Origin of the sequence: Streptomyces sp. NBC_00483 (assembly GCF_036013745.1) — a bacterium.
Classification (GTDB): domain Bacteria; phylum Actinomycetota; class Actinomycetes; order Streptomycetales; family Streptomycetaceae; genus Streptomyces.
In genome coordinates this window covers 9,772,810-9,785,764 of record NZ_CP107880.1, presented here as the reverse complement: position 1 = coordinate 9,785,764, position 12,955 = coordinate 9,772,810, and the positions used below count along the sequence as shown (strand labels likewise).

General features: G+C 71.8%; 11 protein-coding genes and 2 pseudogenes. 8 read left to right on the top strand and 5 right to left on the bottom strand.

The genetic code is table 11. The features are described 5' to 3' along the window. The first annotated feature begins 3 nt into the window (after positions 1-3). Together OHA73_RS43735 and OHA73_RS43730 are read left to right on the top strand one after the other, a co-directional pair. Positions 4-834 (top strand): phosphotransferase enzyme family protein, encoded by an 831-nt coding sequence (locus tag OHA73_RS43735; RefSeq protein ID WP_327658201.1) that lies wholly within the window; start codon positions 4-6, stop codon positions 832-834. 420 nt (positions 835-1,254) lie between these two features. Next, positions 1,255-2,409, top strand: coding sequence for an LLM class flavin-dependent oxidoreductase (locus OHA73_RS43730; protein WP_267073304.1), 1,155 nt, complete (start codon positions 1,255-1,257; stop codon positions 2,407-2,409). 42 nt (positions 2,410-2,451) lie between these two features. Here OHA73_RS43730 and OHA73_RS43725 read toward each other — a convergent pair whose 3' ends face one another. The 3 genes and pseudogenes from OHA73_RS43725 to OHA73_RS43715 form a co-directional block, all read right to left on the bottom strand. Beyond that, positions 2,452-3,330 carry an IclR family transcriptional regulator gene (locus tag OHA73_RS43725; protein ID WP_267073305.1) on the bottom strand — a complete coding sequence of 293 codons (879 nt, stop codon included), beginning with the start codon at positions 3,328-3,330 and terminating at the stop codon, positions 2,452-2,454. A gap of 92 nt (positions 3,331-3,422) precedes the next feature. Continuing rightward, the gene (locus OHA73_RS43720; protein WP_267073306.1) at positions 3,423-4,307 is read right to left on the bottom strand and encodes a Sir2 family NAD-dependent protein deacetylase; all 885 of its coding nucleotides are present in this window, start codon (positions 4,305-4,307) and stop codon (positions 3,423-3,425) included. 152 nt (positions 4,308-4,459) lie between these two features. Then, positions 4,460-5,032, bottom strand: a pseudogene (locus OHA73_RS43715) (SDR family oxidoreductase); the annotation flags it as partial. Here OHA73_RS43715 and OHA73_RS43710 point away from each other — a divergent pair. Next, positions 5,021-5,395, top strand: a pseudogene (locus OHA73_RS43710) (MmyB family transcriptional regulator); the annotation flags it as partial. The pseudogenes OHA73_RS43715 and OHA73_RS43710 sit on opposite strands and share 12 nt — an antisense overlap. Positions 5,396-5,454: 59 nt before the next feature. Then, positions 5,455-6,156, top strand: coding sequence for a phosphotransferase family protein (locus OHA73_RS43705; protein WP_327658199.1), 702 nt, complete (start codon positions 5,455-5,457; stop codon positions 6,154-6,156). 15 nt (positions 6,157-6,171) lie between these two features. Here the strand turns inward: OHA73_RS43705 and OHA73_RS43700 are convergent, their stop codons facing one another. After that, entirely contained in the window at positions 6,172-7,050 is an 879-nt protein-coding gene (locus OHA73_RS43700) for an EamA family transporter (protein WP_327658198.1), read from the bottom strand. 68 nt (positions 7,051-7,118) lie between these two features. Here OHA73_RS43700 and OHA73_RS43695 point away from each other — a divergent pair, with 68 nt between their 5' ends. After that, positions 7,119-7,994 carry a LysR family transcriptional regulator gene (locus OHA73_RS43695; RefSeq protein ID WP_327658197.1) on the top strand — a complete coding sequence of 292 codons (876 nt, stop codon included), beginning with the start codon at positions 7,119-7,121 and terminating at the stop codon, positions 7,992-7,994. A gap of 21 nt (positions 7,995-8,015) precedes the next feature. On the opposite strand, the gene OHA73_RS43690 is transcribed toward OHA73_RS43695, so the two are convergent. After that, positions 8,016-9,533, bottom strand: a complete 1,518-nt coding sequence (locus OHA73_RS43690; RefSeq protein WP_327658196.1) for an alpha/beta fold hydrolase — start codon at positions 9,531-9,533, stop codon at positions 8,016-8,018. 70 nt (positions 9,534-9,603) lie between these two features. Here OHA73_RS43690 and OHA73_RS43685 point away from each other — a divergent pair, with 70 nt between their 5' ends. The 3 genes from OHA73_RS43685 (at position 9,604) to OHA73_RS43675 (ending at position 12,872) form a co-directional block, all read left to right on the top strand. Next, complete coding sequence (locus OHA73_RS43685) at positions 9,604-10,575, top strand: helix-turn-helix domain-containing protein (protein WP_327658195.1); 972 nt, start codon at positions 9,604-9,606, stop codon at positions 10,573-10,575. Positions 10,576-10,689: 114 nt separating this feature from the next. After that, positions 10,690-12,291, top strand: a complete 1,602-nt coding sequence (locus tag OHA73_RS43680; RefSeq protein ID WP_327658194.1) for an AMP-binding protein — start codon at positions 10,690-10,692, stop codon at positions 12,289-12,291. Positions 12,292-12,335: 44 nt separating this feature from the next. Next, positions 12,336-12,872: a helix-turn-helix domain-containing protein gene (locus tag OHA73_RS43675; RefSeq protein WP_327658193.1), complete on the top strand. Its 537-nt coding sequence runs from the start codon at positions 12,336-12,338 to the stop codon at positions 12,870-12,872. The last annotated feature ends 83 nt before the right edge of the window (positions 12,873-12,955 follow it).

The following is a 12,955-nucleotide window of genomic DNA, read 5'->3' as shown; positions in this document are numbered from 1 at the left end:
CGCATGCGATCTTCTGAGGCCTCCCGCGCGGTGGGCGCGGCCAGGGCCGTCGCGTTGTCGCTGGCGCTGGACGTCGACGACGACGTGACGGTACTGCACGACTCGAACAAGCTCACCCTGCGGCTGCTGCCGTGTGACGTGCTGGCCCGGGTCGCGCCGGTCGACGATCAGATCGCGGAGTTCGAGGTCGAGCTGGCGCAGAAGCTTGCCGAAGCCGGGTGTCCTGTTGCCGCGCTCGACCCACGGGTGGAGCCGCGTACGTACGAGCGGGACGGGTTCGTCGTCACGTTGTGGACCTATTACGAGTCCGCGGCACCGCGCGACGTGGCGCCCGTCGACTATGCCCACGCGCTCGCGCGGCTGCATGCCGGCATGCGCAAGGTCGATGCCGGGACTCCGCACTTCACGGATCGCGTCGCGCACGCGGAGCGGCTGCTGGCGGACCGGGAACGTACGCCGGAGCTGGGTGACGCGGACCGGGAGTTGCTGCGCGACGCGTTGCGAAGCGCGGTGCGGGCGATCGGTGAGTGTGGTGGTGGCGAGCAGCTGCTGCACGGGGAGCCGCATCCCGGCAACGTGCTCGCCACCCTGCACGGGCCGGTCTTCATCGACCTGGAGACCTGTTGCCGGGGGCCCGTCGAGCTCGATCTCGCCCATGCGCCCGAGGATGTCGCCGTGCACTACCCGGGTGTGGATGAGGAGTTGCTGCGGGCGTGCCGGCTGCTTGTTCTGGCTGTCGTCACGACCTGGCGTTGGGATCGGTACGACCAGTATCCGGGCGGACGCGCAATGGGTCTGGAGTGGCTCGGCCGGATCCGCGCGGCGCTCGGCTGATCACGGGCGCGGAGCAGCGACGTGCGTGCCGTCCACGGCGACCCGACCCCTCTCCACCACACGCGGGGCACCGTCCACCGTCGCCCGCTCCCCCACCGTAGACAGGTCGTACGACTGCCCCCTTCCCGTGCGGTGCGGTGCGGGCATGCTGGGGCGCCGCGTGGGAGCCACGACAGCCGGCGGCCGTCTCCTCCGACGAGAGCCTGGTCGCGCTGGCCCGGCTGGTGCGCGGGGCGTACGAGTGGGTCCGTGAGCGACGGACCGTATTGGAGCGGGCGTTGGACTGACACGCTCACTGGCCTCTCGGAGCCAACAGGTCGTCGCTTATTGACAGTTGGCGCGTACGGTCTGACACTCGTGGCGTCCGCGAAGACAGTTTCGTTATAGCGAAACTCCGCAGGTGGCACCGGGAGTGATTCGATGAAGCTCGATCTGCTCTACGAGTTCCAGCCGAAGATCGGCCCCTCGGCCGAGCCGTTCCCGCTCGGGCAGAAGCGGGCCGAGCAGCAGACGTACGCCGAGGCGATCGAAGAGATCAAGTTCGCCGACCGGCTCGGCTTCCAGACCGCGTGGGTGGTCGAGCACCACTTCCGCAAGGGCCGGTCCGCGTCCCCGTCCAACGAGACCATCCTCGGTGCGCTGTCCCAGGCCACCGAGAACATCCGGCTCGGCTTCGGCGTGGTCCTGCTCCCCTCCGGGTTCCAGCATCCGGTGCGCGTCGCCGAGAAGGTCGCCACCGTCGACGTGCTCAGCGGCGGCCGGGTGGAGTGGGGCTCCGGCCGCTCGACACCCAACGAGCAGCTCGCGTTCAACGTCCCGGCCGACGACCGCTCCCGCGCCATGTGGCGGGAGGCCTTCGAGTTCGTCATCGCCGCGTGGACGAACGAGAAGCTGAAGTGGAAGTCCGAGACGATCGACTTCCCCGAACGCTTCATCACCCCGCGCCCCTTCCAGGACCCGCATCCGCCGGCGTGGCTCGCCGCCGCCAGCTCCCAGTCCGCCCACAACGCAGGGAAGTTGGGCCTCGGACTGCTGTCGTTCGCGCTGATGCAGCCGGTGGAGAAGATGGCCGAGCAGATCGCCGTGTACCGCGCGGGCCAGGCCGAGTGCGTCGAGCCACTGCCCCGGGCCACCAACGACCGGGTCGGCGCCTACACCCTGGTGCACTGCACGGACGACCCCGAGGAGGCCGCACGCTACGGGCTGTGGGAGTCGGTGAAGTGGTGGTACCAGAATCTCGCCGAGTTCACCCTCGAATGGGAGCTGGCGCACCTGCCCGAGGAGGAGAAGGAGCAGGCGTTCCCGCTGCTGCAACCCACCATGCGGGGTGACATCGACCTCGCGAAGTACACGGAGCAGGACATGATCATCGTAGGGACGCCGGAGCAGTGCCTGGAGAAGATCCTGAGGTACGAACAGGCCGGTGTCGACCAGCTGTTGTGCTACACGCAGTTCGGCACGCTGCCGCACGAGAAGGTGATGCGCAGCCTCGAACTCCTTGGCACCCGGGTCATCCCGGAGCTGGAGCGGCGGGGCCACCGGGTCGACTACGAGGCCCTCTTCGGCAGTGCGTGACCGCCTGTCGCGTCGGGCGGGGAACGTGGCCGGCCGCCGCGTTCAGGCGGGGAAACGGCCACGCGTCTGCTTGGTGACGACGGTGGCGCACGCCTTGACGGCTTCGGCGACGCGGACGACCTCCGTGCCGCCGAGACCGGGCGAGAAACCGGAGGCCGTGATCGCGATGATCACCCGTCCGTCGGCGTCGAAGACCGGAGCCGACGCCATGCCGAGGTCGTACTCCCGCTCGGGGTCGACCACTGGCAGGTCGTAGTCGTTGTCGAACGACGCCGTCCACGTCCAGGTGTCCCGGTCCCGGTCCCGCTGCCGCCCCCGATCGGCCCGCGCCCCGCCGGGCACCGACGCACCGGCCACCGACGGCGCGAGGCCGAGCGCGTACCCCCGGCCCCGTACCGCCGAGAGCGCGAGCTCGACCCGGTCGCGATCCACCGCCTCCGGGGCGCGCGCCAGCCACGACTCCACCTCGGGAGAAGGCGCCCACGCCATGAACACGAGGCCGAGCGGCGGCACGAGCGGCACCCGCTCCCCCTCCCGGAACCCGGGCCCGTACCGCGAACCCGTACCGCCCACGGCGACCGACACGATCTCGGTGGGTGTGCCCGCGCTCACCACCACGTCGGCTTCGAGCTCGGCGGCGAGCGGTCCGATGCGCTCGGTGGCGGCCCGGATCGCGGGATGCTGCTCAAGTGCCGCCATTCCCGCGCTCACCAGGGCGGGGCCAAGGCCGTAGGTCCGCCGGGCCGGATGCCGGGTCAGATAGCCGCTCTCCTCCAGAACGGCGAGGACCGCGTGGGCGGAGCCGAGGCTGCTCCCGGTGCGCCGGGCGATGTCGGAGATCGTGAACTGTTCGCCGCGGTGCGACACCAACAGGTCGATGATCTTCAGCGCCTTCGCGGCGGCGGGTGCCGGTCGCGCCATCACGTCCTCCTTCGGAGATCAGTGCGGGCAGCCGTCAACGTACCTCACCTGTAAGGGATTTCGTCCTGCCGAAGAATGTTTCACGGGGTGGCTCAGACCCCCGCCACCACGTCCCGCAGCGCCTGCCCCAACGGCAGCTCCACCCGCACACCCCAGCGGTCGCCGCGGGTGGGCTGGTTGTTGACGATCAGGACCGGTGTTCCGGCGTCCGCGGCCTGGCGTACGAAGCGGAGGCCGGACATGACGGTCAGCGAGGAGCCCAGGACGAGGAGCGAGGTAGACCCGGCGACGAGCTCCCGGCAGGCGGTGACCCGCCCTGGCGGAACGTTCTCGCCGAAGAAGACGACGTCCGGCTTGAGCACCCCGACGCCACAGGCCGCGCACGGCACCACCCGGAAGTCGCGCACGGCCTCGTCGGGGAGGTCCACGTCGCCGTCCGGGTTGACCCGCGCGGACCGGTGCCGCTCGGCCTCGGCCTCGAAGTCCGGATTGGCCTCGCGCAGTCGCCGGTCGACTTCCGCGCGGGTGGTGAAGGCGCGGCAGTGCAGGCAGAGCACCCGGCTCAGGCTGCCGTGCAGTTCGATGACGTCGGGAGCGCCGGCGGCCTGCTGCAGTCCGTCGACGTTCTGCGTGATCACGCCGGTGACCAGGCCCGCCTCGGCCAGCTCGGCCACGGCGAGGTGTCCGGCGTTGGGCCGGGCCCGGATCATGGCCCGCCAGCCCAGCTGACTGCGCGCCCAGTACCGCTGCCGGGCCTGCTCGCTGCCGGTGAATTCCTGGTACGTCATGGGGGTGTGCTGCCGCAGCGAACCGTGCTCCCCGCGGTAGTCCGGGATACCCGACTCGGTGGAGAGCCCGGCCCCGCTCAGCACGACGACCCCACCCGCGCGCACGGCCTCGACGACGGGTGCCAGGTCGGTGGTGGCGGGCGGCAGGTCGCCGGACGGTTCCCAGGTCAGAGTCGGTCGGGTACGCATGCGGGCCAGCTTACGTACGCGCCCGCCGGCACGCCGCCCAATCCCGTGGCTCGCACGGCGCCGGCGGCCCCGGACTTGAGCAGGCCTCCCCTACTCACCGCAGCAAAGGGGCACTCCCCGTAGGGCAGGGTCCACTCCCCGTAGGGCAGGGTCTACTCCCCGTGGGGAAAGGTCACCTTCGTGAGCTCTTCGGAGACCTGCCACACGCGCTCCGCCTCCTCCGTTCCGCCAAGGCGCGAGTAGAGCTTCTGCTCCGCGGGCGGGCCGCCCAGGTGCCCGATTCCGCGCGGCCCGTAGAACCGACCGCGTTCGGCGCCGGGGGACGTGGCGGCGTACAGGGCCGGGAGCTGCGCGCTGTGGACCGTCCCGACGACGATGCCGCGGGCGGACAGCGCCCGGATCAGGCGTACGCCCATGGTGTCCTTGGCGCGGCCGACCTCGGGGCGCGCGGCGAGCAGGTTCGTCGGGGCGATGCCGGGGTGGGAGAGGTTGCTGGTGATGCCCCAGCCATGGGCCCGGCTGCGCCGGTCGAGTTCGAGGCCGAAGAGACCGAACGCGATCTTCGACTGGCTGTAGGCCTTCATACCGTCGTAGGAGCGTTCCCAGTTGAGGTCGTCCCAGTTGATGGCGCCCTGGTTGGCCGCGACGCTGACCTGTGACGTCACCCGTGCGCGGCCGGCGCGCAGCAGCGGCAGCAGGTGGGCGACCAGGGCTGGTTCACCGACCCCGCCACGCGCCGGCTCTACGCCCCCGAGGACCACGCCTTCCTCACCCGCATGTTCGTCTCGGGCCTGCGGGGCGTGGCGACGCTCCGGGGGCCGGGTTCCCGCGCGGCCCACTACGCCGACCTGCTGCTCGCGCAGAGCGAGGAGTTCTGTCGGGTGTGGGACGACCACGAGGTCGGCATCCGCCCCCACGAGGTGAAGCACTTCGTCCACCCCGAGGTCGGCGCGCTGGAGCTGACGTGCCAGACGCTCGTCGACCCCGGCCAGTCGCATCTGCTCCTCGTCTACACGGCCGTCCCCGGCAGCGAGAGCCACGAGAAGCTGAAGCTGCTGTCCGTCATAGGAGCGCAGGCGCTGCACTGAGACGGCGGCGGCCAAACCAACCACTCACCCCTCACCACGCCATGGCCGATGATCGGCACATGCGTCCGCTGAAGCACGGCTACACCAACCGCACTCTCACCAACGACACGACCGTGGAGAAGACCTACGACGGCCCCGACGCCGAACTGAGACTGCGTCGCGAACGCACACTTCTCCCCCACCTCCGGGACCAGTTGCCCGTGCCACCGGTACTCGGCGCGACCGCGACCACCCTGAAGCTCGGATTCCTGGCCGGTGTGCCGGGCCAGGAACTGCTGGACGCCGGGCACGCCGCGAAGGTCCTGGCGAGCTGCGGGAAGCTGCTGCGCCGGATCCACGAACTCACGCCACCCGTACCCGCTTTGGGCGCACGCAGAGCGGACGAGGTCTTCGTACACGGCGACTTCGGCCCCAACAACCTGCTCCTCGACCCCGACACCTTCGAGGTCACGGCCGTGGTCGACTGGGAGTTCGCCCACTTCGGGGCTCCGGTGGAGGACCTGGCCTGGTGCGAGTGGATCGTCCGAACGCACCACCCCGCGCACCGCGACGCGCTCTCCCACTTCTTCCGCTCCTACGGCAACGAGGCACCGCCCTGGCCGGTGCGCCGGGCGGCCATGCTGGCCAGGTGCGAGGAACTGCGCCGGTTCTGCGAACGGGCGGAGGCGGGCGGCCGGGGTGCGCGGCAGTGGCGGGAGCGGGCTGCCGCGACGGCCGGGTGGGAGGAGCTGTCCGGCACTTGGCCTCCTCCTGTCACCTGACGACCACCGAGGAACCTACGCACGGGTGGTGGAAGTCCCCACTGCCACCACATTCGCCCCCACGATGACGGCGATCGCCAACCACGCGAGGTGGTCGAGGTGTTGGTCGAGGACGAGGAGGCCGACGAGGGCCGCGAAGACCGGGTTGACGCTCATGAAGACGCCGAAGAAGCGGGCGGGGACGCGGCGAAGTGCCAGGAGGTCGGACAGGAACGGTACCGCCGAGGACAGGATGCCCGCCGCCAGTGCGCAGAGGAGTGCGGTGACGGTCGGCGGGTGCAGGTACAGGACCGTGACGCCGATCGGCAGATAGAGCAGGCCGGAGACGCCGGCCGCCGCGGCCGAGCCCTGGAGGCCGGGCAGGCGGTGGCCGACGGCCCGGTTGAGCAGGATGTAGCAGCCCCAGCACACCGCGGCGACCAGAGCGAGCGTGATGCCGAGGTAGTCCGTGCTCGGCCGCGGGCGGGTGAGTACGACGACTGCCGATGCCGCCGCCAGTGCGCAGAGCAGGTCGAGGCGGCGGCGCGTTCCCGCGAGGGCGACGGTGAGCGGGCCGAGGAATTCGAGGGTGACCGCGAGGCCCAGGCCGATCCGGTCGATGGCCAGGTACAGCGTCAGGTTCATCGTGGCGAAGACCGCGGCCAGGGCGAGGACGAGGCGCCATTGGGCGGCGGTGAAGCACCGTATGCGTGGGCGGCCCGCCGTCAACAGCACGACGGCGGCGACCCATTGACGTACGGCCACGACTCCCGCGGGGCCGAGCACGGGGAAGGCCAGCGCGCCCAGGGACGCTCCGACCTGGTTCGACAGGCCGCTGCCGAGCATCAGCGCGACGCCAGCGGCGTGGGGTGAGGGTTCGGTAGCCGCAGTGGAGGGGTGGGGTGTGGTCGCCATGGTGTGAGGTTCGACCCGTGCGGGGCATACGCAAAATGCATGGCGTGGCGCTCGGATACGCTGAGCGTATGGATGAAGGAAGCGGCCTCGCCGGGCTCGAGCTGCGGCATCTGCGCTGCCTGCTCGCCATCGTCGACACGGGCAGCTTCACCGACGCCGCGATCCAACTCGGCGTCTCCCAGGCCTCGGTGTCCCGCACCCTGCACGCGCTGGAGACCGTGCTCGGCGTGCGCCTCCTGCACCGCACGAGCCGCGCCGTCACACCCACCACCACCGGCGTCCGGGTCGTCCACCGCGCCCGGCAGCTGCTCACCGAGGCCGAGAACCTCGTGCGCGAGGCCACCACGGGCCACACGCGGCTGCGGATCGGGCATGCCTGGGGAGCGTTCGGGCGGCACACCACCGAGTTCCAGCGCCGCTGGCACCAGCGGTACCCGGACGTCGAGTTGCTCCTGGTGCGGCACAACAGCCCCACCGGCGGACTCGCCGAGGAGGCCGGCGATCTGGCCGTCGTACGCCACCGGACCGATCTGCGCCGCCGCTACGCATCCGCCGTCGTCGGCCACGAACCCCGCTACGTCGTCATGGCCACCGACGACCCCTGGGCCGGGCGCCGACGCGTCCCCCTCGCGGACATCCGCGAGCGCACCGTCGTCGTGGACCGGCGCACCGGCACGACCACCGCCGACCTGTGGCCCGGCGACCCGCACGGCGACGTCGAGTACACGGCCGACGTCGACGACTGGCTCGCCGCCATCGCCACCGGCCGCTGCGTCGGCGTCACCCCGCAGGCCACCGTCGCCCAGTACCGGCGCGAGGGTGTCGTCTTCCGCCCGGTGTCGGGCGCGGATCCGGTGCCGGTGCGGGTGATCTGGAACGAGCGGGATCCCCATCCCAGTACGCACGCGGCCATCGCGTTGCTCAGCGAGTTGTACGGCGGCTGAGGGCCCACGCGGCCGGGCGTCTCACTTCAGTCCCAACCGTCCCAGCACCCGGCCCATCGCCTCCCTCACCGCCTCCCGCGCGGAGTCACTGTGGTCGAGGCCCTCGAAGGCGTGCGGCGCCTCCGGTACGTCGATCACCTCGACCGGGGCGCCGCCCGCCTCGGCCGCCCCGACGAACTCGGCCACCGTCGTCGCAACGGCCGGGGCCTCGCGGCCGACCCGGATGAGGACGAAGGGCGGCGTCGCCCCGTGCGCCACCACGTCCGCGGGCCGGAACCGGGGGTCGTTCACGCCCCAGTTGGGCAGTGGCGCCATGATCGGATAGCTCGCCGCCAGGCAGCGCAGCCACGGCGGGGCCTCGGCCAGCCACGGCGCCGTCAGAGGGCCGCCGCCGGAGAAGAACCACAGCGCGATCCGGTCCGCGTCGACCCGCGGATCCGCGCGCACCTCGGCCACCGCGGCGGCCACGTCCTCGGCCGCCGTCGGATACGCGGTGACCGCATGCAGCCGGTGGTCGAGGGTGACGCCGATCGCGCCTTGTGACGCCGCGAAGCGGGCGTAGCCGATCAGGGTCGGCCAGTCGCGCGGCGTCGGTCGTGCGTCCTCCGCCACGGGTCCGCCGTGCACGAACACGATCGCGGGGCGCGGCTCCCCGGTTTCCGCGCCCTCGGGGACGTGGACGCCTTCGGGGACGTACAGGTCGATGGCGCCGCGCCGTTCGCGCGGGATCTCCGGTACGTCCAGGAGGAACGGCCGGAGGTATCCGGGCTGCGTCGCTTCCTCCTCGCCCGCGGCTTCAAGACGCGTGCCTTCGTCGGCCGCCGCTCGCAGGAGTACGTCGGCGAGTTCGTCCGGGCAGGAGAGCATCGGCCAGTGCCCGGTGGGCAGTTCGAAGAAGGTCACGTCCGGGCGGACGAGCGCCTTGATCGTCGGGTCGCCGAAGCGGAGCAGCATGCGGACGGTGTCGATGGTCGCGCCGCTCTCCGCGCAGAGCACTCCCGTGGTCGGGAGGCCCTTCCCCGCGGCGGTCAGCCGCAGCGGTTGCAGCAAGGTGCCGAGCGGTTGAGGCGTGGCGTGTGCGGTCAGTCGGTCCAGGGCCTCGTCGGACACCCCGGCGGTGCTCCCCCAGCGCCGCCACTCCTCCCGGGGAGGAACCGGCAGCTCCCCCTTGATGTCCCCGTCCTCTGCCAGAACCTCACGCAGCTCCTGGTCGGGCACCGCGGCGAGGGGCACGGCGCCGTCCTGCACCGGCCCCGTGTCCAGGTACACGATCCGCGCGACGCGGTGGGCCCGCCGGTCCGCCGCCCCCACCGCCGGGTACGCACCGTAGTCGTGCCCGACGAGGACGACGTCCTGTCCCTCCCCGACCGCGATGGTGTCGATGGCCGCCACGACCCTTGCGATGTGCGCTTCCAGGTCCCTGACCGGACCGAGATCCACCACCTGGACCTTCGCGCCCTCTGCCGCCAGTTTCCCGGCCGTGTCCCGCCACGCGTCCGGGCCCGTGAACAGGCCCGGTACCACCACGAACTCCGTCATCTCCGCGTCCTCCCTCAGTGGCTGTCAGCGATGGCAGGTACGTTAGGAACTCCCCCTGAGGGAGGTTCAAGTGCACCTGTCGATCGACTCGCCCGCGGAATCCGGCTCGTCCGACGGACTGTGGAGCATCGGTGAGCTCGCCGAGCACGCGGGCACGACCGTCAAGACCGTCCGCTTCTACTCCGACAACGGACTGCTCCCGGAGCGCACCCGCAGCGCGGGCGGGCACCGCCGGTACGGCGCCGACGCGCTGGACCGGCTCCGGACGATCCGCTCGCTGCGCGGTCTGGGCCTGCCCGTCCCAGAGGTGCGGCGCATCGTCGACGAGCGGGCGGGGGCGGACGGGGCACTGGAGGACGCGGTCGCGGGGCAGCTGCGCACGATCGGCTCCCGGCTCAGCGCGTTGCGCTGGCAGGAGGCGGCGCTGCGCCTCGTTCAGGAGTGCCCGCCGCAGGAGCGGGCGGACCGGCTGCAACTCGTCGGCTCCCTGGATACACCGCCGAGCACTGCGCCACTGGCCAGGTTCTGGCGGGGCTGGCTGCCGCCACGGATGCCGGCATCCTCGCGAACGGCCTTTCTGGAGGCCACCGTTCCGGCGCCTCCCGACGCACCGTCCCCGGGCCAGGTACTCGCCTTCGCCCGGCTGTGCGCGCTGGTGTCACGCCCGTGCTCGCCGGACATGGAGCCCACCCAGCCCGCCGCGCACCGCACGGCGGGCGCGCGCGAATCCGCCGTGCTGTACGCCGGGTTGGCCGAGGCCTACGACCTGGCGGCCAAGCCGATGCGGGCGGGCGATGCCCCCGCGCCGGGCGAGGCGCTCGACTGCTTCGTCACGACGTACGCGAGTGTCACCGGGTCCCGCGACACGTCGGCCTTCCGCCGCGGCCTCTCCCGGCAGCTCGCTTCCGATCCGCGCCTCGACCGCTACTGGGACCTGGTGGCGGAGCTGACCACCCCGGACGGCGCCCACCCGGAACCGACTCCGGGCACGGCCCACGACTGGCTCCTCGCGGCGCTGGACACGCAGCTCGCCGACGCCTGACCTCGCGGGCGAGGCCCGGCGTGCGCTGTTCCCACGGCTTGGCGGGCATCGGACGGGGTAGGCAAGCTCCGACTCCCGCCGGGGAGGACGCCATGCTCCGTCAAGGAGGACGCCATGCCGGATCCCGCCGCCGCCCCGTCTCTCGTCGCCCCGTCTCTCGACGCGCTGTCGTACGAGCCGCTGACCCCCACCGCGTATCTGGACCGTGCCGCCGCGGCGCACGGCGACAGGATCGGTGTCGTCGACGGTGAACGGCGGTGGACCTACGCGGAGTTGCACGATCGGTGCACCCGCCTGGCGGGCGGCCTGGCGCCGCTGGCCGGCGGGCGCCCGGTGGCGGTGCTCGCGCCGAACACGCACGTGCTCCTGGAGGCGCACTACGGCGTTCCGTGGGCAGGTGTGCCGCTCGTGGCGGTGAACACGCGGCTCGCGGCGGCCGAAGTGGCGTACATCCTCAGCCATTCGAAGGCGTCCGTGCTGATCCACGACCCGTCGTTCGACGTCCTGGTCGACGACGCGCTGGCCCACCTGGACGCTCCGCCGCGCCGGATCAGGGCGGGCGCGGAGTACGAGTCCCTGCTGGCCGGGGCCGAGCCGCTCCACCGCACCCCGACTGACGAGCGCTCCCTCCTCGCCGTCAACTACACATCGGGTACGACGGGCCGCCCCAAGGGCGTGATGTACCACCACAGAGGCGCGTACCTGCAAGCGGTGGCAATGGTCGGCCACACGGGACTCACGCCCTCCGCCGTGCACCTGTGGACGCTGCCGATGTTCCACTGCAACGGCTGGTGCTTCCCCTGGGCGGTGACCGCGGCGGCCGCCACGCACGTGTGCCTGCCGAAGCTCGATCCCACCGAGGTGTGGCGGCTGATCCGCGAGGAGGGCGTGACACACCTCAACGGCGCGCCCACGGTTCTCTCGATGATCGCCTACGCCCAGGAGGCGGCCCCGCTGCCGAAGAACCGCACCATCCGCATGGCGACGGGCGGCGCCCCGCCGTCCCCCGCGATCCTGCGCCGGATGGGCGAGTTGGGCTTCGACGTCACGCATCTGTACGGGCTCACGGAGACGTACGGACCCGCGATGCTGTGCGACTGGCGCCCCGAGTGGGACTCCCTGGACGGCGCGGCGCAGGCCCGTCTCAAGGCCCGCCAGGGCGTGGGCAACATGATCTCGTGCACGGCCCGTGTGATCGCCGACGACGGCACCGACGTCCCGGCGGACGGCACGACCACCGGCCAGATAGCGCTGCGCGGCAACAACGTCATGCTCGGCTACTTGGACGACCCGGAGGCGACGGCGGCCGCCGCCCCGGACGGCTGGTTCCGCACCGGCGACATCGGTGTCGTGCACGCCGACGGCTACGTTGAGCTGCGGGACCGCTCCAAGGACGTCATCGTCTCGGGCGGCGAGAACATCGCGTCGGTCGAGGTCGAACAGGCCATCATGGACCACTCCGCGGTGCTTGAAGCGGCGGTGATCGCGGTCCCCGACGAACGCTGGGGCGAGGTCCCGGCCGCGTACGTCACCCTCCGGGACGGCGCCTCGGCGACCGCAGCGGAGATCATCGACCACGTCCGCACCCGCCTCGCCCGCTTCAAGGCCCCGAAGTCGGTGACCTTCGGCGAGCTGCCCAAGACGTCGACCGGGAAGATCCAGAAGTACGTACTGCGGGACAAGGCGTGGGCGGGTGCCGCGCGGCGCATCAATTGACCGGCCCCCTCGGAGGACGGGCCGCGGTGGTCTAGCCTCGCCCCGTGATCGGCAATCGGATACGCGAGCTGCGCAAGGCCCACAAGATGACCGTGCGGGAGCTGGCGGCGGCGGCCGGGGTGTCGACCGGGCTCGTCAGTCAGGTCGAGCGCGGGCTCACCGACCCCAGCCTCGAAACGCTGCGCCGGCTCTCCGCCGCTCTCGGGCTCCCGCTCTTCGACCTGTTCCGGCAGGACGAGGCGGAGGAGGTCGCGCTGGTGCGCCGCGAGCGGCGGATTCAGGTGCGGTCGCCACAGGGCGGGATCGAGTACACGCGGGTGTCGGCCGGGTCGGCGCGGCTCGAGGTCCTGGAGGGCACGCTGGAGCCGGGCGGGGCGTCCTCCGACGCCCGCTACAGCCATCCGTCCGAGGAGTGCGTGCTGCTGGTGAGCGGCAGCCTGGTCGTCGAAGCGGGCGACGGGCGCTACGAGTTGGGTCCCGGCGACAGCTGCACGTTCGACTCCCGTGTCCCGCACCGGTACGTCAACGAGGGTGGGGAGACCGCGCGGTTTCTGGTGAGTGTGACACCGCCGAGCCGATGACCCCGGTGCCCAAGTACCGGTACCCGCAGACCCATTGACGCGGCACGCACCGGGCTGATTCGATCACCCGCACTGAACAAGTT

What these genes read in the sequence shown, in the direction of transcription:
- OHA73_RS43705 (WP_327658199.1), top strand. Translation starts at nt 5,455, where the DNA reads ATGCGTCCGCTGAAGCACGGCTACACCAACCGCACTCTCACCAACGAC.
- OHA73_RS43695 (WP_327658197.1), top strand. Translation starts at nt 7,119, where the DNA reads ATGGATGAAGGAAGCGGCCTCGCCGGGCTCGAGCTGCGGCATCTGCGC.
- OHA73_RS43725 (WP_267073305.1), bottom strand. Translation starts at nt 3,330, where the DNA reads ATGGCGCGACCGGCACCCGCCGCCGCGAAGGCGCTGAAGATCATCGAC.
- OHA73_RS43735 (WP_327658201.1), top strand. Translation starts at nt 4, where the DNA reads ATGCGATCTTCTGAGGCCTCCCGCGCGGTGGGCGCGGCCAGGGCCGTC.
- OHA73_RS43690 (WP_327658196.1), bottom strand. Translation starts at nt 9,533, where the DNA reads ATGACGGAGTTCGTGGTGGTACCGGGCCTGTTCACGGGCCCGGACGCG.
- OHA73_RS43700 (WP_327658198.1), bottom strand. Translation starts at nt 7,050, where the DNA reads ATGGCGACCACACCCCACCCCTCCACTGCGGCTACCGAACCCTCACCC.
- OHA73_RS43730 (WP_267073304.1), top strand. Translation starts at nt 1,255, where the DNA reads ATGAAGCTCGATCTGCTCTACGAGTTCCAGCCGAAGATCGGCCCCTCG.
- OHA73_RS43720 (WP_267073306.1), bottom strand. Translation starts at nt 4,307, where the DNA reads ATGCGTACCCGACCGACTCTGACCTGGGAACCGTCCGGCGACCTGCCG.
- OHA73_RS43680 (WP_327658194.1), top strand. Translation starts at nt 10,690, where the DNA reads ATGCCGGATCCCGCCGCCGCCCCGTCTCTCGTCGCCCCGTCTCTCGAC.